The sequence below is a fragment of the Georgenia sp. AZ-5 genome (genome assembly GCF_043952095.1).
Lineage (GTDB): Bacteria > Actinomycetota > Actinomycetes > Actinomycetales > Actinomycetaceae > Georgenia.
On sequence record NZ_JBINOU010000001.1, the window covers coordinates 798,769 to 820,474 of the forward strand.

At 74.3% G+C, this 21,706-nt stretch carries 22 protein-coding genes; 6 read left to right on the forward strand and 16 right to left on the reverse strand.

Translation table 11 applies throughout. The features are described from left to right. Positions 1–107 precede the first annotated feature (107 nt). From ACF0H8_RS03825 to ACF0H8_RS03840, 4 genes are all read left to right on the forward strand, one after another. Positions 108–845 carry an RNA polymerase sigma factor gene (locus tag ACF0H8_RS03825; RefSeq protein ID WP_395287666.1) on the forward strand — a complete coding sequence of 246 codons (738 nt, stop codon included), beginning with the start codon at positions 108–110 and terminating at the stop codon, positions 843–845. Beyond that, positions 845–1,072, forward strand: coding sequence for an anti-sigma factor family protein (locus tag ACF0H8_RS03830; RefSeq protein ID WP_395287667.1), 228 nt, complete (start codon positions 845–847; stop codon positions 1,070–1,072). The genes ACF0H8_RS03825 and ACF0H8_RS03830 overlap by 1 nt, the downstream gene beginning before the upstream one ends. After that, a complete protein-coding gene (locus ACF0H8_RS03835) occupies positions 1,069–1,881 on the forward strand; it encodes a methyltransferase domain-containing protein (RefSeq protein ID WP_395287668.1) in 813 nt (270 codons plus the stop codon). Before ACF0H8_RS03830 ends, ACF0H8_RS03835 begins: the two co-directional genes overlap by 4 nt. A 125-nt stretch (positions 1,882–2,006) precedes the next feature. Further along, a complete protein-coding gene (locus ACF0H8_RS03840; RefSeq protein ID WP_395287669.1) occupies positions 2,007–3,161 on the forward strand; it encodes an alpha/beta hydrolase in 1,155 nt (384 codons plus the stop codon). A 55-nt stretch (positions 3,162–3,216) separates the two neighbouring features. Here ACF0H8_RS03840 and ACF0H8_RS03845 read toward each other — a convergent pair whose 3' ends face one another. The 14 genes from ACF0H8_RS03845 to ACF0H8_RS03910 all read right to left on the reverse strand — a co-directional run bounded on the left by ACF0H8_RS03845 (position 3,217) and on the right by ACF0H8_RS03910 (position 15,956). Continuing rightward, positions 3,217–4,422: an acetyl-CoA C-acyltransferase gene (locus tag ACF0H8_RS03845; protein WP_395287670.1), complete on the reverse strand. Its 1,206-nt coding sequence runs from the start codon at positions 4,420–4,422 to the stop codon at positions 3,217–3,219. Further along, the gene (locus tag ACF0H8_RS03850) at positions 4,419–5,081 is read right to left on the reverse strand and encodes a CoA transferase subunit B (protein ID WP_395287671.1); all 663 of its coding nucleotides are present in this window, start codon (positions 5,079–5,081) and stop codon (positions 4,419–4,421) included. The genes ACF0H8_RS03845 and ACF0H8_RS03850 overlap by 4 nt, the downstream gene beginning before the upstream one ends. Positions 5,082–5,108: 27 nt before the next feature. Continuing rightward, complete coding sequence (locus ACF0H8_RS03855) at positions 5,109–6,011, reverse strand: CoA transferase subunit A (RefSeq protein WP_395287672.1); 903 nt, start codon at positions 6,009–6,011, stop codon at positions 5,109–5,111. Between the two features lie 53 nt (positions 6,012–6,064). Next, positions 6,065–7,012, reverse strand: coding sequence for an alpha/beta fold hydrolase (locus tag ACF0H8_RS03860; RefSeq protein WP_395287673.1), 948 nt, complete (start codon positions 7,010–7,012; stop codon positions 6,065–6,067). Then, positions 7,009–7,761 (reverse strand): 3-hydroxybutyrate dehydrogenase, encoded by a 753-nt coding sequence (locus tag ACF0H8_RS03865; protein WP_395287674.1) that lies wholly within the window; start codon positions 7,759–7,761, stop codon positions 7,009–7,011. The genes ACF0H8_RS03860 and ACF0H8_RS03865 overlap by 4 nt, the downstream gene beginning before the upstream one ends. Continuing rightward, positions 7,758–8,414, reverse strand: coding sequence for a TetR/AcrR family transcriptional regulator (locus ACF0H8_RS03870; RefSeq protein WP_395287675.1), 657 nt, complete (start codon positions 8,412–8,414; stop codon positions 7,758–7,760). Before ACF0H8_RS03870 ends, ACF0H8_RS03865 begins: the two co-directional genes overlap by 4 nt. Further along, complete coding sequence (locus ACF0H8_RS03875; RefSeq protein ID WP_395287676.1) at positions 8,411–10,057, reverse strand: class I adenylate-forming enzyme family protein; 1,647 nt, start codon at positions 10,055–10,057, stop codon at positions 8,411–8,413. The genes ACF0H8_RS03870 and ACF0H8_RS03875 overlap by 4 nt, the downstream gene beginning before the upstream one ends. Then, positions 10,054–11,238 carry a branched-chain amino acid ABC transporter permease gene (locus ACF0H8_RS03880; RefSeq protein ID WP_395287677.1) on the reverse strand — a complete coding sequence of 395 codons (1,185 nt, stop codon included), beginning with the start codon at positions 11,236–11,238 and terminating at the stop codon, positions 10,054–10,056. The genes ACF0H8_RS03875 and ACF0H8_RS03880 overlap by 4 nt, the downstream gene beginning before the upstream one ends. Next, positions 11,235–12,107, reverse strand: coding sequence for a branched-chain amino acid ABC transporter permease (locus ACF0H8_RS03885; protein WP_395287678.1), 873 nt, complete (start codon positions 12,105–12,107; stop codon positions 11,235–11,237). Before ACF0H8_RS03885 ends, ACF0H8_RS03880 begins: the two co-directional genes overlap by 4 nt. After that, entirely contained in the window at positions 12,104–12,922 is an 819-nt protein-coding gene (locus ACF0H8_RS03890) for an ABC transporter ATP-binding protein (protein WP_395287679.1), read from the reverse strand. The genes ACF0H8_RS03885 and ACF0H8_RS03890 overlap by 4 nt, the downstream gene beginning before the upstream one ends. Next, positions 12,919–13,680 carry an ABC transporter ATP-binding protein gene (locus ACF0H8_RS03895; RefSeq protein WP_395287680.1) on the reverse strand — a complete coding sequence of 254 codons (762 nt, stop codon included), beginning with the start codon at positions 13,678–13,680 and terminating at the stop codon, positions 12,919–12,921. Before ACF0H8_RS03895 ends, ACF0H8_RS03890 begins: the two co-directional genes overlap by 4 nt. Before the next feature lie 160 nt (positions 13,681–13,840). After that, a complete protein-coding gene (locus ACF0H8_RS03900) occupies positions 13,841–15,076 on the reverse strand; it encodes a substrate-binding domain-containing protein (RefSeq protein ID WP_395287681.1) in 1,236 nt (411 codons plus the stop codon). A 214-nt stretch (positions 15,077–15,290) separates the two neighbouring features. Beyond that, on the reverse strand, positions 15,291–15,635 hold the full coding sequence (locus tag ACF0H8_RS03905) for a hypothetical protein (RefSeq protein ID WP_395287682.1): 345 nt from the start codon (positions 15,633–15,635) through the stop codon (positions 15,291–15,293). Positions 15,636–15,755: 120 nt separating this feature from the next. Further along, positions 15,756–15,956, reverse strand: coding sequence for an antitoxin (locus tag ACF0H8_RS03910; RefSeq protein ID WP_395287683.1), 201 nt, complete (start codon positions 15,954–15,956; stop codon positions 15,756–15,758). Positions 15,957–16,142: 186 nt separating this feature from the next. On the opposite strand from ACF0H8_RS03910, the gene ACF0H8_RS03915 reads away from it, so the two are divergent. Then, positions 16,143–17,597, forward strand: coding sequence for an amidase (locus tag ACF0H8_RS03915; protein ID WP_395287684.1), 1,455 nt, complete (start codon positions 16,143–16,145; stop codon positions 17,595–17,597). A gap of 82 nt (positions 17,598–17,679) precedes the next feature. On the opposite strand, the gene ACF0H8_RS03920 is transcribed toward ACF0H8_RS03915, so the two are convergent. Together ACF0H8_RS03920 and ACF0H8_RS03925 are read right to left on the reverse strand one after the other, a co-directional pair. Beyond that, positions 17,680–17,994 carry a hypothetical protein gene (locus ACF0H8_RS03920; protein WP_395287685.1) on the reverse strand — a complete coding sequence of 105 codons (315 nt, stop codon included), beginning with the start codon at positions 17,992–17,994 and terminating at the stop codon, positions 17,680–17,682. Between the two features lie 307 nt (positions 17,995–18,301). Further along, the gene (locus tag ACF0H8_RS03925) at positions 18,302–18,682 is read right to left on the reverse strand and encodes a hypothetical protein (protein WP_395287686.1); all 381 of its coding nucleotides are present in this window, start codon (positions 18,680–18,682) and stop codon (positions 18,302–18,304) included. Positions 18,683–18,951: 269 nt separating this feature from the next. Here ACF0H8_RS03925 and clpB point away from each other — a divergent pair, with 269 nt between their 5' ends. Then, the gene (gene clpB, locus ACF0H8_RS03930; protein ID WP_395287687.1) at positions 18,952–21,621 is read left to right on the forward strand and encodes an ATP-dependent chaperone ClpB; all 2,670 of its coding nucleotides are present in this window, start codon (positions 18,952–18,954) and stop codon (positions 21,619–21,621) included. Positions 21,622–21,706: the final 85 nt, after the last annotated feature.

A 21,706-nucleotide genomic window follows, 5' to 3' on the forward strand; every position in this document is an offset into this window, starting at 1 on the left:
GATGCTGTGGTATTGCGCGACGGGGCATGCAATACCGCGAGGCCCCGCAACGTCTCAAGGGTGTGACCACCGTGAGCGACCCGACGCAGCCCGTCAGGAGCCCGCTCGTGACCGCGCGTCCGGCCCGGCCCCGGGTGCCCGAGACCCCTGCGGGAGGCCGTGCCGGCCGTGCCGAGGGGCGTGAGCCGGCGGGCGCCGCCGGCGCGGCGACCCGCGGGGTCGCGACCGGCACGGGGTCCCCCGCCGTCGGGGTCGGTGAAGAACAACCGACGACGCCGCCGGAGCTGGCGGAGGCATTCCGGGTGCTTGCCCACGCCCAGCTTCCCCGGCTGCTCTCGATTGCGCGTCGGCTCGTCGGGACCGACGCCGAGGACGCGGTACAGGAGTGCCTGCTCAAGGCGTTCCAGCACTTCGGCGAGCTGCACGACCCGCGCGCCGGCCCGGGATGGCTCACGAGCATCCTCGTGAACTGCTGCCACGACGTCGGGCGGGCGCGGGCGCGGCGGGCGGAGGTGGACGTCGACGGCGTCGAGGAGTTCTCGCTCTTCAAGCAGATCGCCTATGAGGATCCGTTCCCTTACTCCGAGGAGCTCCATCTGGACTTCCTCCGGGAGTTCGGTGCGGAGGACGTCCGCGAGGTCGTGCGACGTCTCCCGCTGCGGTACCGGACACCCCTCGTCCTGGTGTACATGGACGGGTACCTCGTGAAGGAGGTCGCGCAGATGCTGGACGCGCCCCTCGGCACGGTGCTCTCGCGCCTGCACCGGGCCCGCAGGCTCTTCGAGAGACAGATGTGGGAGTACGCCGAAGAGCGCGGTCTGCTCCTGGGGGAGGGACGACCATGATGAGCTGCGCGCAGGCCGTCGCACGCCTGTGGGAGTACCTCGACGGCACGCTCGACGTCGAGCAGCGCGCGGGGGTGGACGAGCACCTGGCGCACTGCCTCATGTGCTGCGGGGAGCTGGAGTTCGCCAAGGAGCTGAGGAGGCTGCTCGCGCGCTCCGCGGTCGAGGACCTCCCCGACGGCGTGATGGAGCGCCTGCGCCGCACGATCGAGGAGCTGGGAGCATGACGCGCGACCTCCTGCAGATGGAAGAGGTCAAGAGGCTGGTCCGGGATGCCTACCGCGACGTGCCGGCCTCCACCGCGGCCGTGGCGCGCCGGCTCTATGCTGCGGACGAGCTGGCCGCGGTACCCGAGGTGGCCGTGAACCGCTCGCTCGGGGTGGCGAACCACCTGCGCCATGCAGACATCCGGCCCGGCGAGACGGTGCTCGACATCGGCTGCGGTGCGGGCATCGACACCATCCTCGCCGCCCGGCGCACCGGCCCGGACGGGCTCGTCATCGCCCTGGACTTCCTCCCCGAGATGCTCGAGCGCACCCAGGAGGCCGTGCGGGCCGCCGGGCTGGCCAACGTCAGGCTCGTGGAGGGGGAGATGGAGGCGCTCCCGTTGGCGGACGACAGCGTGGACCTCGTGATCTCCAACGGCGTCGTGAACCTGTCCGCGCGTAAGGCGCGGGTCATGGCTGAATGTGCCCGGGTGCTGCGGCCCGGCGGGCGCCTGTGCATCGCCGATCTCACCGTCGAGCAGGACGATCTCCCGCCCCGGATCGCCACCCACCCCACTGCCTGGGCCGGCTGCCTCGCCGGTGCGCTCTCGGAGGCCGCCATGATCCACAAGCTCAGCCGGGCTGGCTTCCGTGCCGTCCGCGTCGTCCACCGGGAGCCACTCGGCGTCGACGAGTGCGCCCTGTACCCGCTTTTCTCCGCCGAGGTGCTCGGCCTGATGAGGGACCTGCCCCCGGAGCGGCGTCGCAGGCTCGCGGTCGCCATCGTGGTGACCGCCGAGCTACCGGCAGCGGACGACCGCGCCCCCTGACGGCACACGGCCGTCGGAGCGACCCGCCGCGGACCGGTCCGAATCGTCCCTCCAGCCTCCCCGTGTCCCCCTAGGGTGCTGCCCACAGGCGGCAAGGACGCCGCCGCGAGGGCAGGAGGGAAGACATGGCGCGCCATGTTGTCCAGTTCGACGTCGCAACGGACCGCGGGCAGGTGCACGTCCGCGCGACCGCACCGCGCGGCGCGACGCAGGCAGCCGGCACGGGCGGCCGCGGCGCCGTGGTGCCGAGTGCGGCGGATGCCGCCGGATGGGGCCGCGCCACGGCCGACGAGCCCGCCGTGCTCCTGGTGCACGGCAACTGCTCGTCGTCGGCGTTCTTCCAGCGGGTGCTGGCGCGCCTGCCCGACGGCTACCGCGGGGTCGCCCTGGACCTGCGCGGCTTCGGCGAGTCCGAGCCTCTGCCGATCGACGCCACCAACGGGATGCGGGACTTCGCCGACGACGTGCTGGCCCTCATGGTCGCCCTGGGGATCGACCGGGCCGACTTCGTCGCCCACTCCGCCGGCGCGGGCGTCGTCATGCAGCTGGCCATCGACCATCCCGAGCGGGTCGGCGCCGTGGTGCTCGAGGCGCCCATGTCGCCGTACGGCTTCGGCGGCACCCGCGGCCCCGAGGGTGCGCCCGTCTGGGACGACCACGCCGGCTCCGGCGGAGGGACGGCGAATCCCGACTTCGCGGCGGCCGTCGCGGCGGGGGACCGCAGCACCGACCATCCGCACTCGCCGCTCAACGTCTTTCGCGCGTTCTACGTCGCCCCCGGCTTCGCCGGTGACGACGAGGACCTGCTGCTCGACTCGGTGCTGTCCACCCGCATCGGCGACGACCACTACCCGGGCACCACGGTGCCCAGCCCGAACTGGCCGGGCGTCGCGCCGGGCGCCACCGGCATGAACAACGCCATCTCGCCGGCGTTCTTCGACGTGAGCGACTTCGCCGAGGCCCCCGGGGTGGGCCCGGTGACCTGGGTGCGCGGGGACCTCGACGCGATCATCTCCGACACCTCGATGCTGGACCTCGGCCACCTCGGGGCACTGGGCGTGGTGCCCGGCTGGCCGGGCGAGGACGTCTACCCGGCACAGCCGATGGTCTCCCAGATGCGCTCCGTCCTGGACCGCTTCGCGGCCAACGGCGGCACCTACACCGAGGTCGTCCTCGAGGGGGTCGGGCACAGCCCGCACCTGGAGGCGCCCGAGCGGTTCCTCGACATCCTCGCCGCCGCGCTGACCGGCGCTCCCGAGGAGGTCCCCGCGGAGCGGTAGGGCGGGACGCCGCGCGCGGCCCCTCGGATCGCTCCGAGGGGCCGCGCCCGGGCTGTCAGGCCTCGAGGAGGAGGGCCTCGCCCTGGCCGCCGCCGCCGCACAGGCCGACGGCGGCCTTGCCGCCGCCGTTGGCGGCGAGGTGGTGGGCGGCGCGCACGACGAGCCGGGCGCCGGAGGCGCCGATGGGGTGGCCCAGGGCGATGCCGCCGCCGTGCGGGTTGACCCTGGCCTCGTCCAGGCCGAGCTCGGTGATGGACTGGGCGACGACGGCGCCGAAGGCCTCGTTGATCTCCACCAGGTCCAGCTCGCCGGCCTCCCAGCCCTGCCGGGCGAGAGCCTGCTCGATGGCCCGGGCGGGCTGGGCGTGCAGGGAGGTGTCCGGCCCGGCCACCTGCCCGGGGGCGCGCAGGGTGGCCATCACCGTCCACCCCTCCGCCTCGGCGCGCTCGCGGGTGGTCAGGACCACCGCGGCCGCGCCGTCGGAGATGGGTGAGGCGTTGCCGGCGGTGATGGACCCGCCCTCGGTGAACGCCGGCCGCAGCCTGGCGAGGGTCTCCGGGGTGGTGTCGGGCCGGATGCCCTCGTCCTCTGTGACCTCGGTGGTGCCCCTGCGGGTGGTCACCGTGAGCGGGACGACCTCGGCGGCGAAGACGCCGTCGGCCCACGCCTTCGCTGCGCCCCGGTGGGAGCGGACCGCGACGGCGTCCTGGACCTCGCGGGTGAGCGGGTAGCGCTCGGTGGTGTACCGCTCGGTCGAGGCGCCCATGGCCTCGCGGGAGAAGGCGTCGGTCAGCCCGTCGTGGGCGGTGTGGTCGACAACCTCCACCGACCCGTACGCCCACCCGGCGCGCGAGCCGGGCAGCAGGTGCGGGGCGTTGGTCATCGACTCCATCCCGCCGGCGACGACGACGCCCGCCTCACCGGCGCGCAGCAGCCGGGCGGCGTCGATCACCGCGGTCAGGCCGGACAGGCACACCTTGTTGACCGTGGTGGTGTGGGCGTGCCAGCCGATCCCGGCGCCGATGGCGGCCTGCCGGGCGGGGTTCTGCCCGGCCCCGGCCTGCAGCACCTGGCCGATGATCACCGCGTCCACCGCGCCCGGGTCGACCCCGCCGCGCTCCAGGGCACCGGCGATGGCGGCCGTGCCCAGCTCGGTGGCGGCGAACGGGGCGAGCTGCCCGCGCAGCCGGCCCTGCGGGGTGCGGGCGGCGCCCACGATCACCACGTCGGTGGGCGCGAAGCCGTTCTGGTTGGCGTTCATGCCCGCACCTCCACGGCGGCGAGCTCCTCGGCGACGGCCAGGTCGGCCCCGGTGCGGGCGCGGACCTCGTCCACGTTGACGCCGGGGGCGACCTCGGTGAGCACCAGCCCGGCGCCGGTGACGTCGATGACGGCGATGTCGGTGATGATCCGGTCGACCACGCCCCGGCCGGTCAGCGGCAGCGAGCACTCCCGCACGATCTTCGCCGAGCCGTCCTTGGCGTTGTGCTCCATCAGCACGATGACCTTCCCGGCGCCGTGAACGAGGTCCATCGCCCCGCCCGGGCCCTTGACCATCTTGCCCGGGATCATCCAGTTGGCCAGGTCCCCGCGCTCGGAGACCTGCATGCCGCCCAGGATCGCCACGTCGATCTTCCCGCCGCGGATCATCCCGAAGGACAGGGCGGAGTCGAAGAACGCCGCCCCCGGCAGGGCCGTGACCGTCTCCTTGCCGGCGTTGATCAGGTCCGGGTCCACGGCGTCCTCGGTCGGGTACGGGCCCACGCCCAGGATGCCGTTCTCCGACTGCAGCACCACCTGGCGGCCCTGGGGCACGTAGTTGGGCACCAGCGTGGGCAGCCCGATGCCCAGGTTCACGTAGGAGCCGTCGGTCAGCTCCTGGGCCGCCCGGGCGGCCATCTGCTGACGGGTCAGTGCCATGGGAGAACTCCTTCGTCGTTGGCCATCTCAGGCCTCCTTGCCTGTCGCCGCGGCGCCCACCGCGCCGTCGGAGCCGGCGCCCCCCGCGCCGTCGGAACCCGCGCAGGCCTCCTCGGCCGGGCGGACGGTGCGCTTCTCGATGCGCTTCTCGACGCCGGTGCCCACCGCCACGACGCGGTGGACGTAGATGCCCGGCAGGTGGACCTCGTCGGGGTCCAGCTCACCGGGTTCGACGAGCTCCTCGACCTGGGCGATGCACACCCGCCCGGCCATCGCCGCCAGCGGCGAGAAGTTCCGGGCCGCCTTGTTGAACACCAGGTTCCCGTGCCGGTCCCCCCGCGCCGCGTGGACCAGGGCGAAGTCGGTGGTGATCGCCTCCTCCAGGACGAACTCCCGCTCCGCCCCGCCCACCGTGAAGGTGCGCACCTCCTTGACCGGCGAGGCCACCGCGACCCCGCCCGCGCCGTCGTACCGGCGCGGCAGCCCGCCCTCGGCGACCTGGGTGCCGACCCCGGTGGGGGTGAAGAACGCCGCGATCCCCGACCCGCCGGCGCGCAGCTTCTCCGCCAGCGTGCCCTGCGGGGTCAGCTCGACCTCGAGCTCGCCGGAGAGGAACTGCCGCTCGAACTCCTTGTTCTCCCCCACGTACGAGGCGGTCATCTTGGCGATCCGGCCGGCCCCGAGCAGCACGCCGAGGCCCCAGTCGTCCACGCCGCAGTTGTTCGACACCACCCGCAGCCCCCCGGTGCCCTGGGCGAGCAGGGCCTCGATGAGGGCCACCGGGTTCCCGGACAGGCCGAACCCGCCCACCGCCAGCGACGCCCCCTCGAACACGTCGGCGACCGCCTCCGCCGCCGAGCCCACCACCTTGTCCAGCCCCGTGCTCACGGTGCCCGCGCCGCCGCGCAGGCCGTCGTCCGATCCGTTCATCTGCCGTCCCTTCGTCGGTCCCGGCGCACGGTGCGGTGCGCCGTCTGGTACCCTCAGTCCTGTCGTGCCCGGACCCCCGCCGGGCGTGGTGCCGCCGCCTCTGGAGGGGCGTCGTCCTCGAGCGCGGCCGTGAGCTCGCGCGCCACCGCGGCGGCGCCCTCCGGGCTCATCACGACCGTGTAGTGGTTGACCTCCGGCACCTCGTGCCACCGCAGCGAGGGCAGCCGCTCCGCCCACGCCGTCACGTCCGCCGGGGCGTACAGCGGGTCGCCGGCCAGCAGGCCGTACGGGGCCCGCAGGAAGGTCGTCGGCACCGCCAGCGCGTCCAGCGCCGGCAGCAGCGACTCGCCGGTGAACAGCTCGCGCTGGTCGCCGGTCATCGCCTCGAGCCGGGCGGAGGAGCGGAACACGCCGTCGACGGGCTCGAGGTCGTAGTCGAAGTACTCGCCGACGTCCTCGCCCCAGGCGGTGAAGGCGGGGTGGCGCTGCCAGAAGCTCCGGTAGGCGCCGGGGTCGGGGAACGTCATGGCGAGCCGCTCGGCCGCGGGGCCGAGCACGGCGGCCATCGCCGCGTCGGCGTCCAGCCCGGCGGGCAGGGACAGCGGCAGGCCGCCGTCGACGAGGACGAGGGCCCGGACCAGGGCGGGATGCCGGTGGGCGAGGACGACGGCGACGAACCCGCCCATGGAGTGGCCGGCGACGACCACATCGCGGGCGCCGACGGCCGCGGCCAGGGCGGCGACGTCGTCGGCGTGGCGGGCCATGCCGTAGGGCCCCGGCAGGGCGTTGGACCGCCCCCGCCCCCGCAGGTCGGGCGCGACCACCCGCACGCCGGGCAGCTCGGGGACCAGCCAGGCCCAGGCGCGGTGCGTCGCGGTGATGCCGTGGATCGCGACGACGGTCGGGGCGGCCGCGGGCGCCCCGGCGGGCTCCCAGACGCCGGCGTGCAGCGTGCCGCCGTCGACCGGCGTCTCGATCTCGGTGTAGGTGTGCGTGCTCATCGGGCGTGCCATCCCCCGTCCAGGGTGTAGGAGCTTCCGGTCGCCATGGCCGAGCGGGGGCCGGTCAGCCACACCACGAGGTCGGCCACCTCCTCGGGCTCGACCAGCCGCTTGATCGACTGCTCGGTGAGCAGGACCTTCTCGAGGACCTCCTCCTCCGCGATGCCGTGCACCCTGGCCTGGTCGGCGATCTGCCGCTCCACCAGGGCCGTGCGCACGTACGCGGGATTGATGCAGTTGCTCGTGACCCCCCGGGCGGCGCCCTCCAGCGCGGTGACCTTGCTCAGCCCCTCCAGGGCGTGCTTGGCCGCGACGTAGGCCGACTTGTACGGGGAGGCGACCAGCCCGTGCACCGAGGAGATGTTGACGACCCGGCCCCAGCCGCGGGCGTACATGTGCGGCAGGCACGCGCGGACCAGCAGGAACGGGGCCTCGACCATGATGCGCTGGATGCGGCGGAAGTCTGCCGGCTCGAACTCCTCGATGGGGCGCACCACCTGGATCCCGGCGTTGTTGACGAGGACGTCGGCCTCCAGGGTCAGGTCGTCCAGCGCCTCGGTGTCGTCCAGGTCGACGGCCCACGCCTCGCCGCCCACCTCCGCCGCCACGGCGGCGGCGGCCGGCTCGTCCCGGTCGGCGACGACGACGTGGGCGCCCTGGGTGGCCAGCGCCCGCGCGCAGGCGGCGCCGATGCCGGCGCCGCCTCCGGTGACGACGGCGCGGCGCCCGGTCAGTGGTGTGCTGGTCATCGGTGCGGTCCTCCCGGGGTCAGGGCGCGCTCGACGAGGCGCAGGGTGGCTTCGAAGACGCGGGCCGGGACGCCGTCCGTGGGCGGCCCGGCGGGCACGCCGTCCGCCGGGGACGGGCCGGCGCGGTCCTGGCGCTCCCACAGCACCCAGCGCAGGCCGACCAGCTCGCCGATGCCCATCAGAGCCCAGGCGGCGATCTCCGGGTCGACCGCCTCGTCGAGCTCGCCGCGGGCCTGGGCGGCGCGCAGGCCCGCGACGTACCCGGCGGCGATGCGGTCGTAGTGCTCGCGCAGCACGTGCGGCGCCACGGACTCCGCCTGCCGCATGATCCGGTACAGCTCGGGGTGCTGCGCGGTGAACCGGAAGTACGCGCGAAACCCGGCCCGTTCGGCGGCCAGCCGGTCCGGCTGGGCGCTGGAGGCGGCGAACATGGCCTGCCGCACCCGGGAGTTCAGGTCGCGCACGACCTCCTCGAACACCTCCTGCTTGGAGGAGTAGTAGAGGTAGAAGGTGCCCTGCGCCACCTGCGCGGCCTCGGTGATCTTGACGATGGAGGCGTCGTGGTAGCCGCGCTCGGCGAAGACCGTGGCGGCGACGTCGAGGATCCTGCGGCGCGTGCGGGTGCCGCGCTCGGTGCGGGGCGGGGCGCTCACAGCCGCGCCTCCCGGCCGAGGGCGTCGTCGTCCTCGCCGTCCGCGGCGCCCACCACCCGCAGCAGCGGCGCCTCGGGCGGGGACGGGACGGACGGCGCGCTGGACGCGTCGGGGCGCGGCAGCGCGGCGCGGCGCAGCTTGTGCAGCGCCGTGCGGGGCAGCCGGTCCACGAACGTCACGGTCCGCGGCGCCTTGAACGCCGCCAGCCGCGTCCGGCTGTGCGCGAGCAGCTCCTCGGCGGTCAGGGACGCGCCCGGGGCGGGGACCACGTACGCGTGCCCGACCTCGCCCCAGCGCCGGTCCGGCACCCCCACCACGGCGGCCTCAAGCACGCCCGGGTGCGTGGTCAGCGCGGCCTCCACCTCGGCGGGGGAGATGTTCTCGCCGCCGGAGATGTACATGTCGCCCAGCCGGTCCACGACCCGGAAGAAGCCGTCGGCGTCGCGCTCGACGAGGTCGCCCGTCCGCAGCCACCCGTCGGCGAAGACCGCGGCGGTCGCGTCCGGGTCGCGGAAGTACCCGGCGAAGACCGCCGGGCCGCGCACGAGCAGCTCGCCGCGGGCCGGGCCGTGCAGGTGCTCCCCGGTGGTCGGGTCGGCGACGGCGACGTCGAGATGCGGGTACGGCTTGCCGACCGAGCCGACGTGGTCGGGCGCGTCCGCCGCGGGCAGCAGCAGCACGTTGGGCGCGGCCTCGGTCAGGCCGTAGCCCTGGGTGACCCGTACGCCGCGGGCGTGCCAGGCGTCCAGCAGCGGCTCGGGCATCGGCGCGCCGCCGACGAGGGCATGCGTCAGGCGCGCCAGGTCCGCGGTGGCGAAGCCGGGATGCTCGGCGAGCACCTGGTAGGTGGTGGGGACGCCCATCATGGTGGTCACACCCGAGCCGGCGATGAGCTCGAGGGTCCGGCCGGCGTCGAACTCCGGCTCGAGGATCACGGTGGCGCCCGTCTGCCAGGCCAGCAGGGGCTGGATGTTCCAGCCGCCCACGTGGAACTGGGGGAGCACGGCGAGCACCACGTCGTCCGCGGTCATCGCGGAGGCGCCGGCGAGGGACAGGTTCGTCCAGAAGCAGTTGGCGTGGCTGAGCAGCACCCCCTTCGGGGCGCGCGCGGTGCCCGAGGTGTACACGAGCAGCAGCGGGTCGTCGTCGGCCACGCACCGCTCGGGCCCGGCGGGGGCGGGGTCCGTGCGCACCGGGTAGGGCACGTGCTGCTCCACCCCGTCGGGCCCGAGCAGCTCCAGCGCCGGGGCGAGCTCGAGGCCGGCCAGGCCGGCGCGGGCGAGGTCGGCGAACGGCGGCTGCACGAGGAGCAGCGCGGGCCGGGCGTGGCGCAGCTGGTAGGCCAGCTCCTCGGGCGCCAGGCGCCACGAGAGCGGCGTGAGCACCAGGCCGGCCTTCGCGCAGGCGAAGAACAGCACCACGTGGTCGGTGCCGTTGCGGCTCAGCGTGGCGATCCGGTCGCCGCGGACGTAGCCCGCCCGCACCAGGCGGCCCGCCAGCGCGCTCGCCCGTTCCTCGAGCTCGGCGTAGGTGGTGGCGCGGCCGCGCTCGTCGATGGCGACCCGGCCCGGCGCGAGCCGGGCGCGGTCGGCGGTCCACCGCCCGAGCGTGTGCCAGCCGGGCCGGTCGGGCGGTGACGTCATGCCAGCTCCTCGAGCCGGCGGCGCTCGTCGGCCGCGGCGGCGCTCTCGGGGCGGGCGCCCGCGGCGCGGGGCGCGGGCCCGGCGCCACGGGTGCGGAGCCGGTGCACGGCGCCGGCGATGCCGCCGGGCATGAACAGCACGACGAGGATGAACAGCGTCCCGAGGATGAACAGCGGCTCGCTCAGCGGCACCCGCAGCACGGCCGGCAGGGAGTCGACGAACGCGGAGGACGCGAACGCGCTGAGGCGCTGGTCGAGCACGGTGTAGACGACGGCGCCCACCACCGCCCCCCACCGCGAGCCCACCCCGCCGAGGACCACCATGACCAGCACGGTGATGGTGAAGTCGGCGGAGGTGATCTGCGGGACCGCCTGGGACTGCAGCACCAGGTACGCCATGCCGATGACCGCGGCGAGCGCGGCGGCGATGACGAAGGTGAGCAGCCGGATGAGGTACGGCTGCTGGCCGATGACCCGCACCCGCATCTCGTTCTCCCGGGTGGCCTCGACGACGTGCCCGGCGCGGGAGCGCTGCACCCACGTCACGACGACGTACACGAGGACCAGCACGGCGAGGGCGACCCAGTACATGTTCCGGGTGTTGAGGACCCCGACCAGGGCGTCGGGCACGTTGTCCGTGCGCAGCGAGACGCCCTCCTCCCCGCCGGTGAGGCCCCCGGTGTCGCGGCGCGCGAGCACGTTCCCGGCCTGGGCGAAGGCGAGGGTGACCATCGCGAAGGAGACGCCGCTGACCCGCAGCGAGATCGCCCCGACGACGTGCGCGAGGACGATCGCGCCGGCCAGCACCAGCGCCGCGGCGGGCAGCAGGGACAGCTCCGTGCGCTCCAGGAGGATGCCCACCCCGTACGCGCCGGCCGCGAAGTACAGGGCGTGCCCGAAGCTCAGCATGCCGGCCACCCCGTAGAGCAGGTGGTAGCTCAGCGCGAGCGCGGCGAAGAGCAGGCACAGCGCCATCAGGTGCATGGCGCCGGGGGTGTAGGTCGGCCCGGGCAGCACGCCGGGGACGTGCAGGTTCAGCAGCGGCAGGCTGAAGAGGACGACGATCGCGACCACGCCGCCGATCCAGGGGGCCACCGCGCCGCGGCCGCGGCCGTCGGAGCCGGCGCGTGTGCCGGCGGGGCGGCGCCGGGTGGGCGCGGGAGCCTTCGTGGAGGTGCTCATGCCTTGGCTCCCATCAGCCCGGAGGGTCGCAGCAGCAGGACGACGGCGAGGGCGAGGACCGCGATGAGGTCGCCGACGCCCCAGTAGTAGTTGGCGAGCTGCTGCGGCACGGCCACCAGCACGGCCGCCACCGCGGCGCCGCCGAGGGAGCCCAGGCCCCCGATGACGGTGACGATGAAGGCGAAGATCAGCAGCGTGGCGCCCAGGTGCGCCGAGACGTAGCCGAAGTACTGGGAGGCCAGCACCCCGCCCAGCCCGGCGGCGGCGCCGCCGATGGAGAAGACCAGCGTGAAGGAGCGGCGCACGTCGATGCCCAGCGCGGTGACCATCGAGCGGTTCTCCACGCCGGCGCGGATGACCAGGCCGTAGCGGGTGCGCTTGAGGAACAGCACCAGGCCGGCGAGGACGGCGACGGCGATGACCACCGTGAGGAAGCTGTCGTTGGGCACCCGTGCGCCCAGCACCGACGTCGTCGCGTCCAGCCACTCCGGGCCGGCGATGAAGACGGCGTCGGTGCCCCACACGCCCTCGAAGAGGGCGACGGTGACGAGCCCGAGCCCGACGGTGACGAGCACCTGCTCGATGTGCCGGTTGTACAGCGGGCGGATCAGCAGCAGCTCGGTGACCGCGGCGATGGCGGCGCCGGCCACGGCGCCGACGAGCATCGCGAGGACGAAGCCGGACCAGGAGGTGGGCGACATGCGCCGGGCGACCTCCCACCCGGCGAACGCGCCGAGGGTGAGGAAGGAGCCGTGGGCGAAGTTGAGCACGCCCATCAGCCCGTAGATGAGGGACAGGCCGGAGGCGACCAGGAAGTACAGGGCGCCGAGCCCCAGGCCGGTGACGAGCAGCAGGACGATGGTGCTCACTTCGCGCCCTCCTGGGCAGGTGCGGCGGCGGTCCCGCCGGGGTGGGTGGCCCCGCCCGCGTCTGCGGCGGTGCCGGCGTGCGCCGGGGTGCCGGCCGCGGAGGCGACCGTGCCGGCGGTCTCCGCGTGGACGCCCAGGAGGCGCTGGACGGCCTCGGCGTCGGCGAGCAGGTCGCGGGCGTTGCCGGTGTGGATCACGCGGCCGGAGTCGATGACGACGACGTCGGAGGCGAGGCGCTCGATGACCGGCAGGTTCTGCTCGACCAGCAGGACCGGCACGGTGCGGGCGGCCTCCTCGAGGGCCGCGGCGACCTCCGTGACGATCTTGGGCGCCAGGCCCTTGGTGGGCTCGTCCACGAGCAGCAGCCGGTTGGTGTTGAGCAGCGCGCGGGCGAGGGAGAGCATCTGCTGCTGGCCGCCGGAGAGCGTGCCGGCGCGCTGCCCGGAGCGCCTCACCAGGTCCGGGAAGAGCTGCTCGACGAGCTCTCGGCGGGGGCGGGCGTCCCGCTCCGCGAGGCGCAGGTTCTCCGCCACCGTGAGCGAGCCGAAGACCTCCCGGTCCTCGGGCACGTACCCGATGCCGCGCCGGACGATGCGGTGGGTGTCCTCCTTGTCGATGCGCCTGCCGTCGAAGACGACCTTCCCGGAGCGGGCGATGAGCCCGAGGACGGCCTTGATCGTGGAGGTCTTGCCCACCCCGTTGCGGCCCAGGACGGCGGTGACGCCGGTGGCCGGGACGGTGAGGGTGATGTCCTCGACGACCTGCTGGCCGTTGATCGCGGCGGAGAGGTGCTCGACCTCGAGGATGGCGTTCATGCGGCGGCTCCCAGGTAGGCGCTCTGCACCAGCGGGTCGGCCATGATGGCGCCCGGCTCGTCCAGGGCCAGGACGGTGCCCTGGTGCAGCACCGCGACGCGCTCGACCAGGCCGAGGACGACGTCGATGTGGTGCTCGACCATCAGCACGGTGCAGGCGTGGTCGCGGTGCAGGCGGCGGATGACCTCGGTCAGACCCGGCACGTCGGCGCGGGCGACGCCGGCCATGGGCTCGTCCAGCAGGATCACCTTGGGGTCCATGGCGAGCAGGACGGCGATCTCGAGCTTGCGCTTGTCGCCGTGGGACAGCCCGCCCGCCGGGGCGTCGGCGAGGTCGGTGAGCCCGACCTCGGCGAGGTGACCGGCGGCGAGGGTGGAGGCGTCGTCGCCCCGGCGGGGGAACTTCAGGACCGAGAGGTTTCCGCCGAGCCGGCGCTGCGCGGCCAGGCGGACGTTCTCCAGAGCGCTCAGCCCGGGGAAGAGGTTCGAGGTCTGGAACGTGCGGCCCAGGCCGGCCTTGGCGCGGCGGTGCACCGGCTCGTGCGTGATGTCGTTGCCCTCGAGGAGCACCCTGCCCGTCGTGGGGGCGTGGATGCCGGAGATCATGTTGAACAACGTGGTCTTGCCGGCCCCGTTGGGCCCGATCACGCCGATCATCTCCCCGGGCGCCACCTTGAGCTCGACGTCGTGGAGGATCGTCGCGCCGCCGACCTGGAACCCCAGGTTCTCGACGGTGAGCGCGGCAGGGCTGGTGGGCATGGTGTCCTCTCGGTGGTGCGGGGCGGTGCCTCGGGCGCCGACGGGCACGGGGAGGGTGGGCCGTCGGCGCCCACGATCCGGGCGTCGGCGAGCCTGGCGCAGGGCCGGGCTCTCCGGGCGTGGCGGGTCCTGGCTCATGAGCCGGCCCGGCGCCGGTAAGTCAGCCGGCCTCCGGCGGGGCGACGTCCTCGGGTGCCGCCTCGGAGACGAGTTCGGGCACCCAGCCGCCGCTGCCGTCGGAGACGAGCTTGGCCTGGAACATCGGCTGGATCAGGGCGTGGTCGCTCTCGCGGATGGTGTAGCTGCCCTTGGGGCCGTCGAACTCCCAGCCCTCGAGCGCCGAGATCATCGCGTCGACGTCCTCGGCGCCCCCGGCCTCCTCGATGGCGCGCACGATCATCTGCGCGGCGACGAATCCGTCGGGCGTGAACAGGTCGGGCGTGCCGCCGGCGGCCTCGACGTGCTCGATCATCGCCTGGTTGATCTCGTTGCCGGTGGCGCCGGGGAAGTAGTGGTTGAGGAAGTCGATCTTCTCGGAGGCCGCGCCGTAGGCGTTGTACGTGGAGGTGTCGCCGAGGCCGGTGACGACGGTGATGTCGTCGAGGACGCCCTGCTGGTCAAGCGCCTGCCACATGGCGCCGGAAGTGGCGCCCGCCCACGCGACGAAGACCATCGTCGGGGCGGCGTCGAGGACCTGCGCGGCGAACGGCGTGAACTCGGTGACGTCCTCGGGCACCATTACCGAGGTCACCTCGGCGCCCTTGGCGCCGAGGACCGCCTCGACGGCCGCGAGGTTGCCCTGCCCGAAGGCGTTGTCCTGGGCGAAGACCAGGACCTGCTGGCCCGCCACGTCGACGAAGCTGCCGGCGGTGGCGACGTCCTGCAGCGACTGGCGCCCGGAGCGGAACGTGTAGTCGTTGATGCCGGTGATGGCGTCGGTGGCGGCCGGCCCGGAGATGTACAGGACCTGGTTCTGCTCGGCCTGCTCCGCCAGCGACAGCGCGATCCCGGAGGAGGCGGTGCCGCCGAGGACCTTGTAGCCCTGGCCGATGAGGTCACGGGCGATGGTCACGGCGCGGTCGGTGTCGCCGCCGTCGTCCTCGAAGGTGACGTTGAGCTCGCCGCCGTTCACCTCACCGGTGCCGTCCGTGGCGTAGTCCAGGCCAGCCTCGAACCCGTCGATGAACGTCTCGCCGTACGCGGCCAGCGGGCCGGTCGTCGAGGTGATGATGCCGACGTTGATGGGCTCACCGCTGGGTGCGTGCTCGGAGGCGTTCTGGCTCTCCGTGGTGGATCCGTTCTCGCTGCCGCCTCCGGTGGAGGGGGCGCACGCGGCGACGGCCAGCATCGTGGCAACGCCGAGTGTCATTGCGAGTGACTTCTTCGTGGCTCGCATGAGACCAGCCTTCCTTGGTGGTCCACCTCCCAACCTGAGAGGTGATTCAGGTTGCATAGTGGACAGACCCGGAAGGCATGTCGATGTCCGTCAAGCCCATAACCGGACGGCTGGCGGTGTGGTCGGGGCACATGTAGGCCACCGGGGCGGTGCGGGGACAGGGGAGCGGCCGGACCTTCCGGTCCGGCCGCTCCTCTGTCGGTGCTTGCCCGGCTCAGGGCTCGCGGTACGTCGTGGTGTCGGGGCCCTCGGCCTGCCCCTCGTCGAACCGGCCCTCGACGCCCTCCTCGACGTCCAGCGTGACGTCGCTGGCCTGGCCCTCGTCGAAGCGGCCGTGGACCTCCTCCTCGGCGTCGAGCGTGACGTCGCTGGCCTGGCCCTCGTCGAAGCGGCCGTGGACCTCCTCCTCGGCGTCCACGGTCTCCTCCGTCGCCTGACCCTCGTCGTAGCGGCCCGCGTCGTCGTCGGGCCCCCCCGCGGTCGGGTTCCCGCCGTAGGCGGGCCCGCTGTCCCGGTCGAGGGGCTCCCGCGGCTGGTCGCTGCTCGTGGCTCCGCTCATGGCGTCCTCTTTCGATCGCGTCGTCGTTGACTCACCCAGAGTGTCGGCCGGTGGGAGAGGGGCCGCAAGGTGGCCGTGCGTGCGGGCGCCGGCCGTCGGCCGGCGCCCGCACGTATGGCGCTACCGACCGGTCTCCTCCGTGGTGTCACCCGTGGTGCCGATGCGGTCGTCCGCGGCGTCCACGCCCTTGTCGAGGCGCTCGTCGTACTTGCCGCCCGTTTTGTCGCTGACGAAGTCCGAGCCCTTCTCGAGGGCGTCGTCGCTCTTCTGCTCGCCCTTGTCGGTGCTCAGGAAGTCCTTGGCCTTGTCGCCGATGCCCATGTCCCAGCTCCTTGTCAGCCGGCCGCGCCCGGGTGGCACAACCACCTCGACCATCGCCCCGCCCCCGACCGCCCGCAACCGCAGCCCGCGGGCGCGTGATGACGACGGTGCCCGTCGCGAGGCCCCCGGCCCGACGGCGTGCACGGTGCAGGGCCCGTCGTCGCCGGGCCGGTCTAGCCTCGGGTCATGACCGAGATCCACGAGCTGTCCGCACTGGACCTCGCCGCGGCCGTGCGGGCCGGGGACGTCTCGCCCACCGAGGTCGTGGAGCACACGACGGCGCGCGCGCAGCGGGTGGGACCCCAGGTGGGCGCGTTCGTGCACCTCGCAGCGGACCGCGCGCTGGCGCAGGCGGCGGAGGCGGAGGAGCAGCTCGCCGCCGTCGGGCCCGCCCGCGGCGGCGACGCCCTCCCCCCGTTGCTGGGCGTCCCCGTGCCGATCAAGGACCTGACGATGGTTGCCGGGCTGCCGTTCGAGCGCGGCTCGGCGGCCTACGCGGGAGAGGTCGCACCAGCCGACGACGGCGTCGTCACCCTGCTCCGGGCCGCCGGCACGCTCATGGTCGGCAAGACGACCGTGCCGGAGCTCGGGCTGCCGCCATACACCGAGCCAGACGTGGCGGCGCCCGCCCGCAACCCTTGGGACACCACCCGCACAGCGGGAGGGTCGAGCGGAGGCGCGGCGGCCGCCGTCGCCGCCGGCATCGTCCCGGCCGCGCACGGCAGCGACGGCGGCGGCTCGCTGCGCATCCCCGCCGCGGCCACCGGGCTGGTGGGGCTCAAGGTGACCCGCGGGCGCATCTCCCGCGGTCCATACGGGGTGGACGGGCCGGGGCTCGGCACCGAGGGCGTGCTCACCCGGACGGTGCGGGACACCGCCGCCTTCCTCGACGTCCTCGCGCAGCCGTGGCCCGGGGACCACTACGTACTGCCCGGCCCGCGCACGACGTTCCTCGACGCCTGCGCCGGCGACCTGCCGCCCCTGCGAGTGGGCGTGCTGACCGAGCCGGTGAACGTGGCCGACGCGCCCGTCCATCCCGGCGCCCGGGCCGCCGTCGAGCGGGCGGCCCGGCTGCTGGAGGGGATGGGGCACCATCTCGCCCCGGCCCCGGTGCCGTTCTCTCCCGAGCAGTGGGAGGCCTTCATGCCGCTGTGGGCGGTGGGGACGCTGTCCGCGCCCGTCCCGGAGGACCGCGAGGAGCTCCTCGTGCCGCTCACGCGGTGGCTGCGCGAGCTCGGCCGGGCGGTGAGCGGGGTGGGCTACGCGCAGGCGGTGGCGGACGCGCAGCGGCTGGCCCGCCAGACGGCCCTGGCGTGGTCCGGCCTCGACGTCATCCTCAGCCCGACGCTGGCGCAGCCGCCCGGGCGGGTGGGGTGGATGCGCGACGACGGCGACCCGGCCGGTGACTTCCGCGCCCAGAAGGCCTTCACGCCGTGGACGTCCGGCTGGAACCTCACGGGCGCGCCCGCGATCTCGGTGCCGCTCCACCGCGAGGTCGTCGACGACGGTGCCGGGCCGGTCGAGCTGCCCTTCGGCGTCATGCTCGGCGCCCGGACGGGCCAGGAGGAGACGCTCCTGGCGCTGGCGGCCCGGCTGGAGGAGGCGGACCCGTGGCCGCTTGTGGCGCCCGCCTACCGGTGAGGCTGGTGGCGCGCGCGTAGCGGTGACGAGGGAGCGCGTGCCGCCGGAGGCCCGGCGGCACGCGCTGCACAGCCGCCCGTTCCTAGGCGGTCAGGCCGTCGGCGCGGACGAGCTCGGCCACGGTGGGCACGTGCACGGCGTCCTGCGCGGCGGACGTGCCCAGGCCGTCCGCGCGGAGGAGCTCCGCGAGAGTCACCTCCGACGGCGCCGCGTCGCGCGTCGCGGCGCTCAGGCCGTCGGCGCGGACCAGCTCCACCACCGTGGCCGGACGGGCGTCGTGCTGCCGGGGGGACGTGCCGAGCCCGTCGGCGCGCATGAGCTGGGCGAGCGTCGGGGCGGCGAGCGGGTGCTGCCCCGCGGCGCGGTCCTGGGGGCGGTCGAGAACGGCGGTCTGCATCAGATCTGCTCCTTTGGGCCGGTCGGCTGACGGCGTCAGCCCGCACCGGCCGGCAGCCGGTGTGGGCTGCTCCGCCGTTGTCGGCGCCGCCTCCCGGGGTGCGGATCTGCCGGCCGTGGGGCACCGAGTGGTGCGACGTGTCGTCGGCAGCGGCTCGGTGAGGGGCCGGCGGTCAGGCGGAGCTATCCGCCAGGCGTCGCCGAAAGCCACTCTACCGGCGGGCTCGGCCGTACCAGCCGTACCCGCTGTGGCCTTGGCCTCACTCGGCGGCCCCAGGCGAGCGGGCGTCGAGCGGGGGCGCGGGCGCTCAGCCCGCCGCCAGGGGCTGCGTCCGGAGGCTCTCCGCGGCGCGGGCGTCCCTGGCGCGCCAGGCCATCCACACCCCGCTGACGGCGACGAGGCCGGCGCCGACCAGCACCGTGGGCGGGGTCGCCCCGGTGGTCAGCGCCCCCAGCACGATGCCGAAGGGGTACAGCAGGGCGGCGACGACCCACAGCGCGCCCGCCCACCTGGGCAGCGCCCGCGAGCGCCAGACGGCGATCCCGAGCAGGACGTTGCCGACGAAGGCCACCACGATCGCCGCCAGCATGACGGCGGTCTGCATGTCCGTCGCGGCGCTGTCGGGCAGCTCGTCGAGGTTCATCCCCGCCAGGAAGGCCTGCCCCTCCATCGGGGCACCGAAGGCCACCTCAATGGTGACGGCCCCGGCTCCCGCGGGGAAGACTGGGCAAGTGGCTCAGCGGCGGGGGAGAACGGCCGCGAAGGGGCGCTCCACGGCGGCGGAGAACACCGGGAAGGCGCTCCACGGCGGCGGAAGACGCTGGGCGCCCGCGCACGTGGGCCCGGCCCCGGGGCCCGGGGAGCTCTACCGGCATCCCAAACTGGGGTTGAGTGGAATAGACTCAACTTTGCGACGGTTGATCCGAGCAGTATCAGTTCCAGCTGACCGGAGGTCCCATGGACACCAAGCTCACCACCAAGTCCCAGGAAGCGATCGCCGAGGCGCTCCGGGCGGCGTCCGCCGCGGGCAACCCGCAGCTCGAGCCGGTCCACGTCCTGGCGGCGCTCGTCGAGCAGGAAGGCGGTGTCGCCGTCGCGCTGCTCGACGCCGTCGGGGCGGACCGCGGCGCCATCGCCCAGCGCGTCAAGGCCGCGCTGGCCACGCTGCCGGGTGCCTCCGGCAGCTCCGTCGCGCAGCCGCAGACGTCCCGCTCGACGATGACCATGATCACCGACGCCGGCAACGAGGCCCGGACGCTCGGCGACGAGTACGTCTCCACCGAGCACCTGCTCGTCGCCCTGGCGGGGTCCACCAGCCCGGCGGGGGAGATCCTCCGCGCCGCGGGCGCCAACCGCGACGCGCTGCTCGCCGCGCTGCCGAGCGTGCGCGGCTCCGCCAAGGTCACCTCGCCGGACCCGGAGGGCACCTTCAAGGCGCTGGAGAAGTACGGCAACGACCTCACCGCCGCGGCCCGCGAGGGCAAGCTGGACCCCGTCATCGGCCGCGACAGCGAGATCCGGCGCGTGGTGCAGGTGCTCTCGCGCCGCACCAAGAACAACCCGGTGCTGATCGGTGAGCCCGGCGTCGGCAAGACCGCCGTCGTGGAGGGGCTGGCCCAGCGCATCGTCGCGGGCGACGTGCCCGAGTCGCTGCGGGGCAAGCGCCTCATCGCGCTCGACCTGGCCGCCATGGTGGCCGGCGCCAAGTACCGCGGCGAGTTCGAGGAGCGGCTCAAGGCCGTGCTCGAGGAGATCAAGAGCTCCGACGGCCAGGTCGTCACCTTCATCGACGAGCTGCACACCGTCGTCGGTGCGGGCGCCTCCGAGGGCTCCATGGACGCCGGCAACATGCTCAAGCCCATGCTGGCCCGCGGCGAGCTGCGGATGGTCGGCGCCACGACGCTCGACGAGTACCGCGAGCGCATCGAGAAGGACCCGGCGCTGGAGCGCCGCTTCCAGCAGGTGTTCGTCGGCGAGCCCTCGGTGGAGGACACCGTCGCGATCCTGCGCGGCATCGCCCCGCGGTACGAGGCCCACCACAAGGTGCGTATCTCCGACGGCGCCCTGGTGGCGGCCGCGACCCTGTCCAACCGGTACATCACCGGCCGGCAGCTGCCGGACAAGGCGATCGACCTGGTGGACGAGGCCGCGTCCCGGCTGCGGATGGAGCTCGACTCCTCGCCGGTGGAGATCGACGAGCTCCGCCGCGCCGTCGACCGGCTGAAGATGGAGGAGCTGGCCCTGGAGAAGTCCGAGGACCCCGCCTCCCGCGAGCGGCTGGAGCGGCTGCGCGCCGACCTTGCCGACCGCCAGGAGGAGCTGGCCAGCCTGACCGCCCGGTGGGAGGCCGAGAAGGCCGGGCACAACCGGGTCGGCGACATCAAGGCCCGCCTCGACGAGCTGCGCACCGAGTCCGAGCGTGCCCAGCGCGAGGGCGACCTGGAGACGGCGTCGCGGCTGCTGTACGGGGAGATCCCGACGCTGGAGCGCGAGCTCGCGGCGGCCGAGCGGGAGGAGGCCGACGAGGGGGCCGACGGGCAGGAGCAGGCCCCGATGGTCACCGACCACGTCGGTCCCGACGAGGTCGCCGAGGTGGTGTCCTCCTGGACCGGGATCCCCGTGGGCCGGCTGCTGCAGGGCGAGACCGAGAAGCTCCTGCGCATGGAGGACTACATCGGCCAGCGCCTCATCGGCCAGCGCACGGCTGTCCGCGCGGTGGCCGACGCCGTGCGGCGCTCGCGGGCGGGCGTGTCCGACCCCGACCGGCCGACCGGCTCGTTCCTGTTCCTCGGTCCCACCGGAGTCGGCAAGACCGAGCTGGCGAAGTCCCTGGCGGACTTCCTCTTCGACGACGAGCGCGCGATGGTCCGCATCGACATGTCGGAGTACTCCGAGAAGCACTCGGTGGCCCGGCTCGTCGGGGCCCCTCCGGGGTACGTCGGGTACGAGGAGGGCGGCCAGCTCACCGAGGCGGTCCGGCGCCGGCCCTACTCCGTCGTCCTGCTCGACGAGGTGGAGAAGGCCCACCCGGAGGTCTTCGACATCCTGCTGCAGGTGCTCGACGACGGCCGCCTGACCGACGGGCAGGGGCGCACGGTGGACTTCCGCAACACCATCCTCGTGCTGACCTCGAACCTCGGCTCCCACTTCCTGGTCGACCAGACGCTGGACGAGAAGGCCAAGCGCGAGGCGGTCATGAGCGCCGTGCGGGCCAGCTTCAAGCCGGAGTTCCTCAACCGGCTCGACGACGTCGTCGTCTTCGACGCGCTGAGCCTGGAGGAGCTGGGATCGATCGTGGACCTGCAGGTCGACCGCCTGGCCAAGCGGCTGGCGGACCGCAGGCTGCGCCTGGAGGTCACCGACGGCGCCCGCGAGTGGCTCGCGCTGGAGGGCTACGACCCCGCCTACGGCGCGCGGCCGCTGCGCCGGCTCGTCCAGACCGAGATCGGCGACCAGCTGGCCAAGATGCTGCTCGCCGGGGAGGTCCACGACGGCGACACCGTGGTGGTGGACCGCGCCGACATTGACCCCGCGGCGGCCCTCGCCGAGACCGGCACGCTCGGCGCGCCGCAGCAGCGGCTCGTGCTCAGCGTGGTGGCGGAGGAGCCGGCCACCCGCGCGGCCTGATCGGGGCACACGGGAGGCCCGCCAGGAGCGCCTGGCGGGCCTCCGTCGCGGGAGGGCGCGGCGGGTCCGTGGGCCCGGGCTCGGG